This window comes from Citrobacter sp. Cpo090, assembly GCF_030332665.1.
Classification (GTDB): domain Bacteria; phylum Pseudomonadota; class Gammaproteobacteria; order Enterobacterales; family Enterobacteriaceae; genus Citrobacter; species Citrobacter portucalensis.
In genome coordinates this window covers 206,163-222,361 of the sequence record NZ_JAOWHK010000038.1, presented here as the reverse complement: position 1 = coordinate 222,361, position 16,199 = coordinate 206,163, and the positions used below count along the sequence as shown (strand labels likewise).

The following is a 16,199-nucleotide window of genomic DNA, read 5'->3' as shown; positions in this document are numbered from 1 at the left end:
TGTGGCAGGAAAAGGAAATCGCTTTTATATGATCCCTCGCCTACTGCTGCTGTTTATCGCCCTCATCGGGTTTAGCGTCCAGGCGCAATCCATCAAAGAAAGCTATGCGTTTGCCGTACTGGGTGAACCGAAGTACGCGTTTAACTTTAACCACTTTGATTACGTCAACCCAGCCGCCCCCAAAGGCGGGCAAATCACCCTCTCCGCGATTGGTACGTTCGATAACTTCAACCGCTATGCGATGCGTGGCAATCCCGGCGCACGTACCGAAACGCTTTACGATACGCTGTTTACCACCTCTGACGATGAACCTGGTAGCTATTACCCGCTCATTGCCGACAGCGCACGCTATGCTGACGACTATTCCTGGGTAGAAATTGCCATTAATCCACGCGCGCGTTTTCACGATGGCTCACCCATTACCGCCCGCGACGTCGCATTCACCTTCCACAAATTTATGACTGAAGGCGTGCCGCAGTTTCGTCTGGTCTACAAGGGAACAACGGTAAAAGCCATCGCGCCATTAACCGTACGCATTGAATTAGCCAAACCGGGTAAAGAGGACATGCTCAGCCTGTTTTCATTACCCGTGATGCCAGAGAAGTACTGGAAAGATCATAAACTCAGCGATCCCTTATCATCGCCACCGCTCGCCAGCGGCCCCTATCGCATTACGAAATGGAAGATGGGCCAGTATATTGTCTATTCGCGCGTCAAAGATTATTGGGCCGCTAATCTGCCCGTCAATCGTGGGCGCTGGAACTTTGATACCATCCGCTACGACTACTATCTGGATGATAACGTCGCCTTTGAAGCGTTTAAGGCCGGTGCGTTTGATCTGCGTCTTGAAAACGATGCCAAAAACTGGGCGACACGTTATACCGGGAAAAATTTCGCGAATCACTACATCATCAAAGATGAACAAAAGAACGAATCCGCCCAGGATACGCGGTGGCTGGCATTTAATATTCAGCGCCCGGTATTCAGCGACCGACGGGTGCGGGAAGCCATCACGCTGGCCTTTGATTTTGAATGGATGAATAAAGCGCTGTTCTATAACGCCTGGAGCCGGACCAACAGCTATTTTCAGAATACCGAATATGCCGCGACAAAATACCCCGACGCGGATGAGCTGGTGATACTCGCGCCCTTGAAAAAAGATCTCCCCCCTGAGGTCTTTAGCCAAATCTATCAGCCGCCAAAATCAAAAGGCGATGGCTACGATCGCGACAACCTGTTGAAAGCCGATACCTTACTGGAACAGGCCGGATGGGTACTAAAGGGTCAGCAGCGCGTAAATAGCGCCAGCGGTAAACCTCTGAGCTTTGAACTGTTGCTCCCGGCGGGCAGCAACAGTCAATGGGTGCTGCCGTTTCAGCACAACCTGCAGCGCTTAGGTATTACGATGAATATCCGCCAGGTGGATAACTCACAAATCACGAACCGCCTGCGCAGTCGCGACTATGACATGATGCCGAGGTTGTATCGTGCGATGCCGTGGCCGAGTTCAGACCTGCAAATTCTTTGGGCCTCTCAATATATTGACTCCAGCTACAACGCTCCCGGCGTACAAAGCCCGGTGATTGATAAACTGATCGACCAAATCATCGCGGCGCAAGGCGACAAAGCCAAATTGATCCCACTGGGCCGGGCACTGGACAGGGTATTAACCTGGAACTACTACATGTTGCCGATGTGGTTCATGGCAGAGGATCGCATTGCATGGTGGGATAAATTTTCACATCCTGCTATTCGCCCAATTTATACTATTGGCCTCGACAACTGGTGGTATGACGTCAACAAAGCGGCGAAGCTGCCCGCAGCCAGGCGGCAGGGAGAATAAATGGGCGCTTATCTGATTCGACGTCTGCTGCTGGTGATCCCAACGCTTTGGGCCATCATCACCATCAACTTTTTTATCGTGCAGATAGCCCCTGGCGGTCCAGTAGAGCAGGCCGTCGCCGCCATTGAGTTCGGACAAAGTGGGGCATTACCCGGCGCGGGTAGCGAAGGCGTTCGCGCCAGCCACGCGCAAACCGGCGTGGGTAACATCAGCGACAGTAATTATCGAGGCGGCCGGGGTCTTGACCCGGAGGTGATAGCCGAAATCACTCGCCGCTATGGGTTCGATAAGCCCATCCATGAGCGTTACTTCAAAATGCTCTGGGATTATATTCGTTTCGATTTCGGTGACAGCCTGTTTCGTAGCGCCTCGGTGCTGACGCTTATCAAAGACAGCCTGCCTGTTTCCGTCACGCTGGGGCTGTGGAGTACGCTCATCATCTATCTGGTGTCAATACCGCTTGGGATCCGCAAAGCGGTGCATAACGGCAGCCGGTTTGATGTCTGGAGCAGCGCATTTATTATTATCGGCTATGCCATACCGGCCTTTCTGTTTGCCATTTTACTGATCGTCTTTTTTGCCGGGGGAAGCTACTACGACCTGTTCCCGCTTCGCGGGCTGGTTTCCGCCAATTTTGACTCCCTGCCCTGGTATCAGAAAGTAACCGACTACCTTTGGCATATCACCCTGCCAGTGCTGGCGACGGTGGTTGGCGGGTTTGCCGCGCTGACTATGCTGACCAAGAACTCATTTCTGGATGAGGTGCGCAAACAATATGTCGTCACCGCACGCGCTAAAGGGGTCAGCGAGAAAAATATTCTGTGGAAACATGTGTTTCGCAATGCCATGTTGCTGGTGATCGCCGGCTTCCCGGCAACGTTTATCAGCATGTTTTTTACCGGCTCACTGCTGATTGAAGTGATGTTCTCGCTTAACGGCCTGGGATTGCTGGGTTATGAATCCACCGTATCACGCGACTACCCGGTAATGTTTGGCACGCTCTATATCTTCACCCTGATCGGTCTGCTGCTGAATATCCTCAGCGACATCAGCTATACGCTGGTCGATCCTCGTATTGATTTTGAGGGACGCTAATGTCGCGATTAAGCCCCGTTAATCAGGCCCGCTGGGCGCGCTTTCGCCACAACCGTCGCGGCTACTGGTCGCTGTGGATTTTTCTGGTGCTGTTCGGTCTTAGTCTGTGTTCAGAACTGATTGCCAATAACAAGCCGCTACTGGTGCGCTACGACAATAGCTGGTATTTCCCCCTGTTCAAAAACTACAGTGAAAGCGATTTCGGCGGACCGCTTGCGACCCGGGCTGATTATCAGGACCCGTGGCTACAGCAGCGCCTGGAAAACCAGGGCTGGATCCTGTGGGCACCAATACGCTTTGGGGCCACCAGCATTAACTTTGCCACCGATAAGCCCTTCCCTTCCCCGCCTTCTGCACAAAACTGGCTGGGAACAGACGCCAACGGCGGTGATGTGCTGGCACGCATCCTCTACGGCACACGTATTTCTGTCTTGTTTGGTCTAATGCTCACCCTCTGTTCGAGCGTGATGGGCATTATGGCTGGCGCAATTCAGGGCTATTATGGCGGCAAGGTGGACCTGTGGGGGCAACGATTCATAGAAGTGTGGTCAGGAATGCCAACGCTGTTTCTCATCATTCTATTGTCGAGCGTGGTCCAGCCTAACTTCTGGTGGCTGCTGGGCATTACCGTGCTATTTGGCTGGATGAGCCTGGTTGGCGTAGTGCGCGCGGAATTTTTACGGACACGAAACTTTGATTACATTCGAGCCGCTCAGGCGCTAGGCGTAAGCGATCGCAGTATTATTCTGCGTCATATGCTGCCCAACGCGATGGTTGCGGCCCTGACCTTTTTACCGTTTATTTTATGCGCCTCGATAACCACCCTGACCTCACTGGATTTTCTTGGGTTCGGCTTACCGCTTGGCTCGCCATCACTGGGAGAACTCCTGTTACAGGGTAAAAACAACCTGCAGGCACCGTGGCTTGGCATCACCGCGTTCATCTCCGTTGCCCTACTACTATCGCTACTGATCTTTATTGGTGAAGCGGTACGCGATGCGTTTGATCCCAACAAGGCGATTTAAGATGACACAACCTCTGTTAGCCATTGAGAATTTATCGGTTGGTTTTCGTCAACAAGAGACCGTGCGCACCGTAGTCAATGCCCTCTCACTACGGGTTGATGCCGGACAAACGCTGGCGCTGGTGGGCGAGTCTGGCTCGGGGAAAAGCGTGACCGCGCTTTCTATCCTACGGTTGTTACCGTCCCCTCCGGTAGTTTACCTTTCCGGGGACATCCGTTTTCATGGTGAATCATTACTTCACGCCAACGAGCAGACGCTTCGCGGCGTACGGGGGAATAAAATCGCCATGATTTTCCAGGAGCCGATGGTGTCACTGAACCCGCTCCACAATCTGGAAAAACAGCTTTATGAAGTGCTGTCGCTGCATCGGGGAATGCGTCGGGAGGCGGCACGGGCAGAAATCCTGACCTGTCTGGATCGTGTCGGCATCCGTCAGGCGGCCAAACGTCTCGCAGATTACCCGCACCAGCTTTCCGGCGGTGAACGCCAGCGCGTGATGATCGCCATGGCACTGCTGACACGACCAGAGCTGCTTATTGCTGATGAACCGACTACCGCGCTGGACGTTTCCGTTCAGGCACAGATCCTGCAACTGCTGAGGGAACTACAGCGCGAGCTGAACATGGGATTACTGTTCATCACCCACAACCTGAGCATTGTGAAAAAGCTGGCCGATACCGTAGCGGTCATGCAAAACGGTCAGTGTGTGGAGCAAAATAAAGCAGTACAACTGCTCGCTGCGCCAACGCATCCCTACACGCAGAAGTTACTAAACAGTGAACCTTCCGGCGACCCGGTACCTTTGCCTGTCGGACAAGCCCCGCTGCTGGAAGTGGAAAAACTCCGCGTCGCCTTTCCTATCCGCAAAGGTATCCTGAAGCGCGTGGTGGACCACAACGTCGTCGTTAACGACGTCAGTTTTTCCCTTCGGCCCGGTGAAACGCTGGGGCTGGTTGGAGAGTCAGGCTCCGGAAAAAGCACCACCGGGCTGGCACTTCTGCGGTTAATCACCTCACAGGGAAGCATTGTGTTCGATGGTCTGGCGCTGCATACCTTAAATCGTCGCCAGCTGTTACCGGTCCGACACCGCATTCAGGTAGTGTTTCAGGATCCCAACTCCTCGCTGAACCCACGCCTGAGCGTGCTACAGATTATCGAGGAGGGGTTGCGCGTTCATCAGCCTACCCTGTCAGCTGAACAGCGCGAGGCACAGGTGAAAGCGGTGATGGCGGAAGTGGGATTGGATAGCGAAACACGGCATCGTTATCCTGCGGAGTTTTCTGGCGGGCAACGCCAACGCATTGCTATTGCCAGGGCATTAATTCTTAAACCTTCCCTGATCATTCTGGATGAACCAACATCATCGCTCGACAGAACCGTGCAGGCGCAAATCCTGACGCTGTTAAAGTCGTTACAGGAAAAGCATCGCCTGGCTTATATTTTTATCAGCCATGATTTGCACGTAGTACGCGCGTTATGCCATCAGGTTATTGTGCTAAGGCAGGGAGAGGTCGTGGAACAAGGGCAATGCGAGCACGTATTTAACGCACCACAGCAGGCCTATACACGTCAGCTGCTCGCGCTAAGCTGACGCTCAAAAAGGATTGTTGTTTGAAAACGGTTCTGCGATAGCCACGCCGAAGTTTTTCAGTCTGCAGGTCGCGGCAAATTCGTCCTGGCGATTCACAAACAGGCACGGCTCTCCTTCACATTCCAGTACGGAACAAGGAACCTCGATATCACTGAGGGCCTGGCTGAGCTTATGCATGACTGACCACGCGCTGTCACCATCAGGGCTGAGCAATTTGAGTGCCACCAGGCTGTTCTCATTACTCTGACCGTTTTGCGGAATCGGTTCAACTTTCGAACCTGCGAAGCCCACCGACCAACGATAGCTCTGCGGCAGACGATGAACGATTGAGAGTTGTAATGTCATCACTTTCTTTCCCAGGAAGTACAATCACTTCACAATTATTTTACATCAATATTAACACATCATTGACAATACGTCTTTAGACAGTTGGTAAACGTTTACACCCTGTCTTTATGCAGCTTTTCAAACCCGGTAATTAAAATTATTCAATGGTTCTGGCATATTTCCGGGCTATATGTACTCGTTTCTGCGATCTAACTCAACCTTTTTAACTACAATGATGTGACTTTTTACATAAATTGATTTTACATAAAATAAACATAAGCGGGGAAAATGATAGATTTGCGGTTGATGTACATCAACTCTGGAGACCTTATGGCCCCCAGGTTGTGTATTAGATCACCGTTTTTGGGCGCGACTGGCGTAAAGATAGAAGAGAATTGAGCAGGTAGCGCAAAATGCGATCGACCATATCATTGGCCAGGCCGAGTTAAAGGTCGCCAGAGACAACAGCGCCCCAACGATGGCGCCAATGCCGAAGCGGAATGTCCCAGCCAGCGATGACGCCGTTCCCGCCATATGCGGAAATTCATCCAGAATAACCGCCATGGCGTTAGATGACACCATCGACACACAGCCAACAAACGCCGCAACGCCCACGACCAGGGCCCAGAACCCCAGCCCAAACAGTGCGCTAAAGACCATCCATCCCGCCATCACGAACTGGATCCACAGACCGGTACGGAACATATTCAATGCCCCAACCCGACGCACAAAGCGGCTGTTGATGATAGTCATCACGAACAGGAATACGATGTTCAGTGCGAAGTAATAACCGAAATGCTGCGGTGAAACGTGGTTGATCTCAATGTAGACAAAGGGTCCGGCGCTCAGAAACGAGAACATCCCGGCAAAGCTGAACCCGCTGGCCAGCATATAGCTCAACACACGTTTATGACGAAACAGCGAGGCAAAGTTGCCCATAGTGGTACGCAGACGAAACGGCTGACGACGCTCTACAGGCAAGGTCTCTTTGATCAGCGTAAAGATCATCACCGACGCCAGAACTGCCGCCATGGCGAGGATCCAAAAGATATAGTGCCAGCTCAGCCATACCAGCACCCAACCACCCACGATAGGTGCCAACAAGGGCGCAATTGTCGTAACCAGCATGACGAATGACATCATGCGCGAGAACTCTTCCTTCGGATAGATATCGCGCATCAGGGCGTTGATAACCACGCTCGCCGCCGCGGCAGCCAGACCGTGGAAGAAACGCATCACGATCAGTTGATCGATAGTTTGCGCCAGGGCGCAGGCAACTGCCGCCGCCGCAAACACCAGCGTCCCACCCAGAATCACCGGCTTGCGCCCAATGCTGTCTGCCATTGGACCATAGAGCAACTGCCCCACTGCAAACCCCAGAATATAGGTACTGAGGGTCATCTGCGCGCTACCCGCAGGCACACCAAACTGTTCTGAGATGACAGGTAGCGCCGGAAGATACATATCAATCGACAACGGCATCAGCATGGCTAACAAGCCAAGGATAAAGACAATGGCAATTGACGAGTTCTGCCGGGTGGTCACATTTAGCTCCTGAAATTAACGCGGGGTTAAGTTAACGCTGGCGATTTCTTCTTCGGTCAATGGACGGTATTCACCCGGCTCCAGATCATCATCCAGCCTGATGTCACCAATCCGTTCACGGTGCAGTTCCACAACGTGGTTACCCACCGCGGCAAACATACGTTTTACCTGATGATAGCGCCCTTCGCTGATGGTCAATCGCACCTGAGTTGGCGTAATGACCTCCAGAACAGCCGGTTTGGTCAGGTCTTTCTCATTATGCAACTGTACGCCATGGGCAAACTGCTCGGCGGTATCGTCCGCCACTGGCGACTCCAGCGTCACCAGGTAGGTTTTCTCGCAATGGTGACGAGGAGAGGTGATGCGGTGCGACCACTGGCCATCATCGGTCATCAGTACCAGTCCGGTGGTGTCGATATCCAGACGCCCTGCCGCATGCAGTTTGTAGGCAACCGGTTCATCAAGGAAATAGAGCACTGTCGGGTGATCCGGGTCATCCGTTGAGCAAACATAACCCTGAGGCTTATTCAGCATAAAATAGCGCGGGCCATTTTGTTGAACCAGGGAGTTTCCGTCATATTCGACGTCGTGTTCTGGTAGCAGCTTAAACGCGCTATTTCTGACGATTTCGCCGTCGACGGTAACGCGGTTAGCACGGATCTCACGCCCGGCAATAGCGCGGCTGACGCCGAGTTGCTGAGCGATAAATTTATCAAGTCGCATGAGTGTGATTTTTGCCTGTAAAAATACGAGAAGCGGGTTTACGCCCGAAAAGTGGGACTATTATCCGCCCAGTATAGCGGTGTTACACCATCCCTCAAGGGAAATGATTCATGGCATACTATACATTGTTGCTGTTTACCTTAATGAGCCCATGATTTTTACTCTTCGCCCGTACCAAAAAGAAGCCGTGGACGCCACGCTCAACCATTTTCGCCACCACCGCACGCCAGCGGTTATCGTCCTGCCAACCGGCGCGGGCAAAAGTCTGGTGATTGCTGAACTGGCCCGCGTGGCACGTGGTCGCGTACTGGTACTGGCGCACGTCAAAGAACTGGTCGCACAAAACCATGCCAAATATTGCGCACTGGGGCTGGAGGCCGATATTTTTGCCGCAGGCCTGAAGCGTAAAGAGAGCCACGGGAAAGTGGTATTTGGCAGCGTACAATCGGTGGCGCGTAATCTGGAGGCCTTTCAGGGTGAATTCTCCCTGTTGATCGTCGATGAATGCCACCGTATTGGCGATGATGAAGAGAGTCAGTATCAGCAAATCCTCACTCACCTGACTAAAGTAAATCCCCACTTACGTCTTCTCGGGCTTACCGCCACCCCTTTTCGTTTGAGCAAGGGTTGGATTTATCATTTTCATTATCATGGTATGGTGCGCGGCGATGAAAAAGCGCTGTTTCGCGACTGCATTTATGAATTACCGCTGCGCTACATGATTAAACACGGCTACCTGACGCCGCCAGAACGCCTCGATATGCCGGTCGTGCAGTATGACTTTAGCCGTCTGCAGGCGCAGAGTAACGGCCTGTTTAGCGAAGCGGATCTGAACCAGGAGCTAAAAAAGCAGCAGCGAATAACGCCGCATATCATCAGCCAGATTATCGAGTTTGCCCAAACTCGCAAAGGGGTGATGATTTTCGCCGCCACCGTTGAGCACGCCAAAGAAATTCTGGGTCTGCTGCCCGCTGACGACGCTGCGCTAATCACTGGAGATACGCCAGGCGCTGAGCGCGATGTGCTGATTGAAGAGTTCAAAGCCCAGCGCTTTCGCTATCTGGTGAATGTATCGGTCCTGACCACCGGCTTCGACGCTCCGCACGTCGACCTTATCGCCATTCTGCGCCCAACGGAGTCAGTTAGCCTTTACCAACAAATTGTCGGCCGCGGGCTGCGTCTGGCCCCGGGTAAAACCGACTGTCTGATCCTCGATTACGCCGGCAACCCGCACGATCTGTACGCACCGGAAGTGGGTGCGCCGAAAGGGAAAAGCGACAACGTTCCGGTACAGGTGTTCTGCCCTGCCTGTGGGTTTGCGAATACCTTCTGGGGCAAAACAACGGCAGACGGCACGCTGATTGAACACTTTGGCCGCCGCTGTCAGGGGTGGTTTGAAGATGATGACGGCCATCGCGAACAGTGCGATTTTCGTTTCCGTTTTAAAAACTGCCCACAGTGCAACGCGGAAAATGACATCGCCGCCCGCCGTTGTCGCGAGTGCGATACGGTGCTGGTAGACCCGGATGACATGTTGAAAGCCGCACTCAGGCTCAAAGATGCGCTGGTCCTACGCTGTAGCGGTATGGTGCTACAAAACGGCCTGGATGAAAAAGGCGAATGGCTAAAAATTACCTATTACGATGAGGATGGCGCCGACGTCAGCGAACGCTTTCGCCTGCATACTCCCGCGCAGCGAACGGCCTTCGAACAACTATTTATTCGCCCGCACACCCGAACACCCGGCATACCTTTACGCTGGATAACCGCCGCCGATATCCTCAATCAGCAGGCGTTGTTACGTCATCCTGATTTCGTGGTGGCACGCATGAAAGGTCAGTACTGGCAGGTCCGTGAAAAGGTCTTCGATTATGAAGGACGCTTTCGTCGGGCACATGAATTACGCGGTTAATCGTACTTTTGATTGATGTACCAGCCGTTTGAGTATAGAATCTCGCCCGCTTTTGCATACGCAAAGCAGATCACTTACCTGTTGCTGGGTCGCCTGTAGCAGGAATTATTAAAGAGAGATTTAAATGTTTACTATCAACGCTGAAGTACGTAAAGAGCAGGGTAAGGGTGCGAGCCGCCGCCTGCGTGCCGCTAACAAGTTCCCGGCAATCATCTACGGTGGCGCAGAAGCCCCGATTGCTATCGAACTGGATCACGATGCAATTATGAACATGCAAGCTAAAGCTGAATTCTACAGCGAAGTTCTGACCATCGTTGTTGACGGTAAAGAAGTTAAAGTTAAAGCTCAGGCTGTACAGCGTCACCCGTTCAAGCCGAAGCTGTCCCACATCGACTTCGTTCGCGCGTAATCGCAAACAAGTTGAAGAAAAACCCCGCTAAGGCGGGGTTTTTTTATGGGATTTTGTCATTGATACCGATGGTTCTCGTCGACCGGATAAGGCGTTTACGCTCTCACCCGGCAAACGGTTTTATTTCCCGCCCGACGTGCGGCGCTGCAGCTGGTCGCGCAGGTTCGGCGGCGTACCTTTGATGGTCAAAGTATCTGTAGCCGGATCCCAGAAAATACGTTCACCCAGTAACATGGCGTCGAAGTTAATGGTTAACCCACCGCCGCTGCCGGCAAATTTGGTTAACTGACGCAGCGTACTGCGATCCGCCGGGAAACTCTCTTCCAGCTCGTAGCCTTTATCAGCGGTAAATTCGCTGAAGCTAACTTCACTGACGCCGGAAAGCTCTTTAGACAACGACTCCAGTTCGATCTCTTCACCGGCCTGTAGCTGCTCGTTGCAGTAGCTGTACACCTGCTGGCGCACGTTCTGGCGTTCCGCTTTATCGAGTTGCGCCTCGGCAGTAAAGTCATCGACCGCCTGCAGCAGGCCACGGTTTTGCGCCTTGGCGTTCAGACCTTCGCTGGCACCGAGGAAATCCATAAAGAAATCGGCAACTTTGCGCCCTACCCGCCCTTTCAGGAACGTCAGATAGCGCGTGGACTCCGGGTTGGTTTCCCACTCGGTTAAATCAATGCGCGCCACAATATCCGCATGATTGATATCCAGATAGTGCGTCGGATTGATATCCAGATTTTCATTGACGCGCATGCTGCTTAAATTGTTCAGCACGGCGACCAACAGATACTCTACCGCCAGATAGCGGTAATGGCAGAACAGAACAATGCCGCCGTCGGCAAAAGGATATTTCGCCAGCTCGTCCCGCAAGCGTCCGGTCGCGGCACGACTAAATGCCAGAAAATCCTCTTCGCCCTGACGCTGTAAACGCAGCGTTTGTGCCAGTTCACTCTCTTCACTAAACAGGCCATAGGCTTTATTCTTGGCGCTATACACCCGATGCAGCTCAGCCATCATATCGACAACCGTCGCTGTCGGTTCCAGTAATGAATCGCGCAAAACCAGCTCAAGGTTCTGCTCGTCACGTTTGATAAGCTGGTGCAGGGCAATCTGGTTGATATCCAGACTCATGATAAACTCTCCTTTTAGACCGGGCGGTATTCAACCACCTGCTGGGCAGTGACGCAATAGAAGATAAAAAAGCAGAAAAAAAACTGTCTGTACGGTAATATGTTGCCCTTTCATGAACAGACTGATTTCGATTTATGCCACAAATTTCCCGCTATAGTGACGAACACGTTGAACAACTGCTGAATGAGATGCTCAATGTACTGGAAAAACATAAGGCGCCGACCGACCTTTCCCTGATGGTACTGGGAAATATGGTGACTAACCTTATCAATACAAGCATCGCACCGGCCCAGCGCCAGGCGATTGCCAACTCTTTTGCCCGCGCATTGCAGTCTTCGGTAAACGACGACCAAGCGCATTAAGAGCCTGCTCCGGGGAAACGAACAACAGTTTATGGTAACTCATCGTCAGCGCTACCGTGAGAAAGTCTCCCAGATGGTTAGCTGGGGGCACTGGTTTGCCTTGTTCAACATTCTGTTGGCCATGGTTCTCGGTAGCCGTTACCTGTTTGTCGCCGACTGGCCGACAACCCTTGCAGGTCGTGTATATTCCTACCTGAGTGTTGTCGGGCATTTTAGCTTTCTGGTGTTTGCCACCTATCTGCTAATCCTGTTTCCCCTGACGTTTATCGTCATGTCCCAGAGGCTGATGCGATTCTTATCAGCTATTCTGGCGACGGCTGGCATGACGTTGTTGTTAATCGACAGCGAAGTTTTCACCCGCTTCCACCTGCACCTCAACCCGATCGTTTGGGAACTGGTCATTAATCCTGATCAGAACGAAGTGGCGCGTGACTGGCAACTGTTGTTTATCAGTGTGCCGGTTATTCTGTTAATAGAAATGTTGTTTGCGACCTGGAGCTGGCAAAAGCTGCGCAGCCTGACGCGTCGTCGCCATTTCGCCAAACCGTTAGCGGCATTCTTCTTCGTTTCTTTTATCGCCTCGCATGTGGTGTATATCTGGGCAGATGCCAATTTCTATCGCCCGATTACCATGCAGCGCGCAAACCTGCCGCTCTCTTACCCGATGACGGCGCGTAAGTTTCTGGAAAAACATGGTCTGCTGGATGCGCAAGAGTATCAGCGTCGCCTGATCGAACAGGGCAATCCAGAAGCGGTTTCCGTGCAGTACCCGCTCAGCGAACTGCACTATCGCGATATGGGCACCGGCCAGAACGTTCTGCTGATCACCGTAGACGGCCTGAACTACTCACGCTTTGAAAAACAGATGCCTGCGCTGGCTGAGTTCGCCGGGCAGAATATCTCCTTTACGCGTCACATGAGCTCAGGCAACACCACGGATAACGGGTTCTTTGGCCTGTTCTATGGTGTATCACCAAGCTACATGGATGGCATTTTGTCGACCCGAACGCCTGCGGCGCTGATCTCTGCACTGAACCAGCAGGGTTATCAGTTAGGGCTATTCTCCTCGGATGGCTTTACCAGCCCGCTTTATCGCCAGGCGCTGCTGTCAGATTTCTCCATGCCGAGCGTGCAAACACAATCTGACGAGCAAACTGCAAACCAATGGATCAACTGGCTGGGACGCTACGCGCAGGAAGATAACCGCTGGTTCTCCTGGGTATCCTTTAACGGGACAAACCTTGATGACAGCAACCAGAAGAACTTTGCCAAACGCTACGCCAGCGCCGCTCAGGATGTGGATGCCAATATTAACCGTGTTCTTAGCGCCCTGCGCGACTCGGGTAAACTGGACAACACTGTGGTGATTATTACCGCTGGCCGCGGTGTGCCGCTGACGCAGGAAGAGAACAACTTCGCCTGGTCTCGCGGTCATCTGCAGGTTCCTCTGGTTATTCACTGGCCGGGAACGCCTGCCCAGCGCATCAATAGTCTGACCGATCATACAGACCTGATGACGACGCTGATGCAGCGCCTGCTGCACGTCAGCACGCCGGCTAACGAATACTCGCAGGGGCAGGATTTGTTCAATGCTACACGTCGCCATTACTGGGTGACCGCCGCCGACGGCAGCACGATGGCCGTGACTACGCCAGAGATGACGCTGGTGCTGAACAACAACGGAAATTATCAGACCTATGATTTACGTGGCGAGAAAATAAAAGATCAGAAACCGCAGCTCAGCCTGCTGCTACAGGTTCTGACGGATGAGAAACGATTTATTGCTAACTGATTAATTATAAATCAGTTAGTGAGGCATCCTCTTGCATTCGTAGCGGAAAGCAGTAGTATTAGCAGCCATAGCGTCGGCACGTAGCGCAGCCTGGTAGCGCACCGTCATGGGGTGTCGGGGGTCGGAGGTTCAAATCCTCTCGTGCCGACCAAAAATCCCAAAAAAAACCAACCCTTGCGGTTGGTTTTTTTATGCCTGTTTTCTGAACGGAGATTAATCGGGGGAAAAATCCCCAACGCAAAGTGTCGACTTCACGGTAATATTTCAGCTATACACATCACCGGGAAGTCATCAACCTCGTTTATGAAAAAGGAATTTTGATGGTCTGCCCGGTGCAAAAGATATCCTGAAGCAATACTATTGTCAGAGAAAACAAATTTAAGAAACTCATCCTTTTGTTGCTTTTTCTGAAACAGTTGAGCTTCCCTTTCCACATCGCCATCATCTACCTATAGCTTACCCATTTCTGATGTCGTAGATAATTTCCCCACAATGGTCTTCAACCACAGACCACTTCGTATTAGCAACGTCAAATTTACAAAGTTGCTAAAGTAGCCAACCATCGACATAGCAAAGGCTGCTATTTTTGATTCACATCACTTATCGTTTTCTGTCCAGCCAAATACACCGCATACAGATCGCTTCCCAAAGTGAATGAAGCCGAAAATATTTCAAATTCATACAGGAGCCTACCCAATCATAATACCCTGCAATCACTTTGTAATGACAAGGTTGATTTATTCAGAAACCAGATGATTTATAGTAATTTAATTTTAAAGAATTCAGAATTTATCCCGGAAAGAAACATTCCTAATGCTTTAGGGCAGGAGTACCATTAGCGCACAAACCAATACAAACTATATGGATATACTATGTCCGTAAACGGAACAATAGAACCCACGTCGGGAACTCCCATAGTCCCCGGAGGGGTAAGGCAACTTACAATAGGAGAGATTGCACTAGCCAGGATGCTGTTTGGTGAGAGTATTATCTATAGCAAGGTGTGGGTACACCGTGAAAGCTATCTCCCCTTCAACTTACAACCCATAGATATTGCCATGACGCCAAACGGTGAACTTTGGTTTAGAGAGGGAACATATTCACCTGATTTTTCATTAGATATACTAGAGAAAAAACACAGATTCATGCATGAGATGGTTCACGCCTGGCAAGCACAGAAAGGTATGTTTGTTAGAACCAGAGGTTTATTCTCTCGTTTCGCTGATTACAGTTACAGTTTAGATAAGGCTGACTTTCTTCACTATGGATTAGAACAACAGGCATCTATAGCCAGCGATTATTGGTTGATGCAAGCATTTGGGCTTAACAGAGATACTTACGCCCTGGTTAAATACCGTAACCTCAATCCTAATGAATCTATTCATTCAATATTATCTATATATAAATCTGTTATGAAAGGATTCCCCGGATGAAAAGATTAATAATAATGCCGTTGGTATTAATGCTATCTGGATGCCCCGGTGGTATGCCTGCACCACACCCAAGAGTTACTTTTATAAATGGCAATTATCTTTGTTTTAGCACTGATCAAAAAGGTGTATTGAACTACTACCGAATCGAATCGAGTCAGAGTAAGGGATACCACATTGAAAAATCCGAATATGACTTACAACTTTCATATCCGAGTGATTGCATTGATTTTAAATGGAGTTATGGTTATTCCTATACAGTGTCATATGGATTGAATGGCAAGGACTATGTACATAAATTTTTTATTGATAATAATGGACAGCTAACAAATATGGAGTATTAATTATGTCATTACCAGCTTATTTATTTTTATATGATGAAAACGGAATGCAGATTCCGGGAGATTGTTTATCCTTAGGCCGTGAAGGTGCTATAGAAGTCATGAATAGTAGTTACGGTGTTAGACAGCCTGTTGATAGCAACACTGGCAGCATGACAGGCTGTAGGCAGCATAATCCCGTAATTGTGCATAAGCAACTTGACAAAGTCAGCCCTTATCTGGCTGTAGCTGTTTGTGAAGGGAAGAGACTGCAAAAGGCAGTCATTAAATATTATGAGACTATAGAGGCAGGGATCGAAGTAGAGATTTATAATATTACTCTGGAAGATGTCGTTATATCCTCTGTAGATTTTACACATGTCTACTATCCCGGTAGTTCATCCCCTAATATGCATGAGGTAGTAGGTCTTAGATTCCGTGGCATTGAATGGAATTATGTTAGAGGAAATATTAAATACAATGATGCCTGGATTAAATGAGTAAAGAAAGAACAGCAGCAATAAATAAAGGAGCATCACGCGCCTTCTATTTCATCAATAAATTTTAAACTCAACAATATCAGAACGTGGGTAACTTTTTTGTACCTGGGTACCCATTTCTGATGAAGAACGACGGCTGATGTGTAAAGACGTACGGGTCGATCCTCAATGCTCCAGAATGTTACACCATAACCATT

The 16,199-nt window shown here is 50.7% G+C and carries 15 protein-coding genes and 1 tRNA gene; 12 read left to right on the top strand and 4 right to left on the bottom strand.

The genetic code is table 11. The features are described 5' to 3' along the window. Nucleotides 1-28: 28 nt before the first annotated feature. Genes OGY83_RS23485 through yejF form a run of 4 tightly spaced genes read left to right on the top strand, consistent with a single transcriptional unit; the run spans nucleotide 29 to nucleotide 5,554 of the window. A complete protein-coding gene (locus OGY83_RS23485) occupies nucleotides 29-1,843 on the top strand; it encodes an extracellular solute-binding protein (RefSeq protein ID WP_286637010.1) in 1,815 nt (604 codons plus the stop codon). Further along, complete coding sequence (locus OGY83_RS23480) at nucleotides 1,844-2,938, top strand: microcin C ABC transporter permease YejB (protein WP_003834575.1); 1,095 nt, start codon at nucleotides 1,844-1,846, stop codon at nucleotides 2,936-2,938. It begins immediately after the preceding gene. Next, a complete protein-coding gene (locus OGY83_RS23475; RefSeq protein WP_181510669.1) occupies nucleotides 2,938-3,963 on the top strand; it encodes an ABC transporter permease in 1,026 nt (341 codons plus the stop codon). The genes OGY83_RS23480 and OGY83_RS23475 overlap by 1 nt, the downstream gene beginning before the upstream one ends. A gap of 1 nt (nucleotide 3,964) precedes the next feature. Next, entirely contained in the window at nucleotides 3,965-5,554 is a 1,590-nt protein-coding gene (gene yejF / locus OGY83_RS23470; protein WP_191214251.1) for a microcin C ABC transporter ATP-binding protein YejF, read from the top strand. 3 nt (nucleotides 5,555-5,557) lie between these two features. Here yejF and OGY83_RS23465 read toward each other — a convergent pair whose 3' ends face one another. The 3 genes from OGY83_RS23465 to rsuA all read right to left on the bottom strand — a co-directional run bounded on the left by OGY83_RS23465 (nucleotide 5,558) and on the right by rsuA (nucleotide 8,149). Further along, on the bottom strand, nucleotides 5,558-5,902 hold the full coding sequence (locus OGY83_RS23465) for a YejG family protein (RefSeq protein WP_085951589.1): 345 nt from the start codon (nucleotides 5,900-5,902) through the stop codon (nucleotides 5,558-5,560). Between the two features lie 333 nt (nucleotides 5,903-6,235). Next, a complete protein-coding gene (locus OGY83_RS23460; protein WP_079937662.1) occupies nucleotides 6,236-7,426 on the bottom strand; it encodes a Bcr/CflA family multidrug efflux MFS transporter in 1,191 nt (396 codons plus the stop codon). Nucleotides 7,427-7,441: 15 nt separating this feature from the next. Next, the gene (gene rsuA, locus OGY83_RS23455) at nucleotides 7,442-8,149 is read right to left on the bottom strand and encodes a 16S rRNA pseudouridine(516) synthase RsuA (protein WP_079937663.1); all 708 of its coding nucleotides are present in this window, start codon (nucleotides 8,147-8,149) and stop codon (nucleotides 7,442-7,444) included. 151 nt (nucleotides 8,150-8,300) lie between these two features. On the opposite strand from rsuA, the gene radD reads away from it, so the two are divergent. Continuing rightward, a complete protein-coding gene (gene radD / locus OGY83_RS23450; RefSeq protein WP_286637009.1) occupies nucleotides 8,301-10,061 on the top strand; it encodes a DNA repair helicase RadD in 1,761 nt (586 codons plus the stop codon). A 124-nt stretch (nucleotides 10,062-10,185) separates the two neighbouring features. Further along, nucleotides 10,186-10,470, top strand: coding sequence for a 50S ribosomal protein L25 (gene rplY / locus OGY83_RS23445; RefSeq protein WP_194210586.1), 285 nt, complete (start codon nucleotides 10,186-10,188; stop codon nucleotides 10,468-10,470). A gap of 120 nt (nucleotides 10,471-10,590) precedes the next feature. Here rplY and yejK read toward each other — a convergent pair whose 3' ends face one another. After that, entirely contained in the window at nucleotides 10,591-11,598 is a 1,008-nt protein-coding gene (yejK, locus tag OGY83_RS23440; RefSeq protein ID WP_003027504.1) for a nucleoid-associated protein YejK, read from the bottom strand. A gap of 134 nt (nucleotides 11,599-11,732) precedes the next feature. Here yejK and OGY83_RS23435 point away from each other — a divergent pair, with 134 nt between their 5' ends. From OGY83_RS23435 to OGY83_RS23410, 6 genes are all read left to right on the top strand, one after another. After that, nucleotides 11,733-11,960, top strand: coding sequence for a YejL family protein (locus OGY83_RS23435; RefSeq protein ID WP_003027506.1), 228 nt, complete (start codon nucleotides 11,733-11,735; stop codon nucleotides 11,958-11,960). A 31-nt stretch (nucleotides 11,961-11,991) separates the two neighbouring features. Continuing rightward, nucleotides 11,992-13,752 carry an LPS biosynthesis-modulating metalloenzyme YejM gene (gene yejM / locus OGY83_RS23430; RefSeq protein ID WP_286637008.1) on the top strand — a complete coding sequence of 587 codons (1,761 nt, stop codon included), beginning with the start codon at nucleotides 11,992-11,994 and terminating at the stop codon, nucleotides 13,750-13,752. A gap of 74 nt (nucleotides 13,753-13,826) precedes the next feature. After that, nucleotides 13,827-13,903, top strand: a tRNA-Pro gene (locus OGY83_RS23425). 721 nt (nucleotides 13,904-14,624) lie between these two features. Continuing rightward, the gene (locus OGY83_RS23420; RefSeq protein ID WP_191235048.1) at nucleotides 14,625-15,185 is read left to right on the top strand and encodes a type IV secretion protein Rhs; all 561 of its coding nucleotides are present in this window, start codon (nucleotides 14,625-14,627) and stop codon (nucleotides 15,183-15,185) included. After that, a complete protein-coding gene (locus OGY83_RS23415; RefSeq protein WP_286637007.1) occupies nucleotides 15,182-15,526 on the top strand; it encodes a putative T6SS immunity periplasmic lipoprotein in 345 nt (114 codons plus the stop codon). Before OGY83_RS23420 ends, OGY83_RS23415 begins: the two co-directional genes overlap by 4 nt. Nucleotides 15,527-15,528: 2 nt before the next feature. Next, nucleotides 15,529-16,002 carry an Hcp family type VI secretion system effector gene (locus tag OGY83_RS23410; RefSeq protein WP_048211132.1) on the top strand — a complete coding sequence of 158 codons (474 nt, stop codon included), beginning with the start codon at nucleotides 15,529-15,531 and terminating at the stop codon, nucleotides 16,000-16,002. The last annotated feature ends 197 nt before the right edge of the window (nucleotides 16,003-16,199 follow it).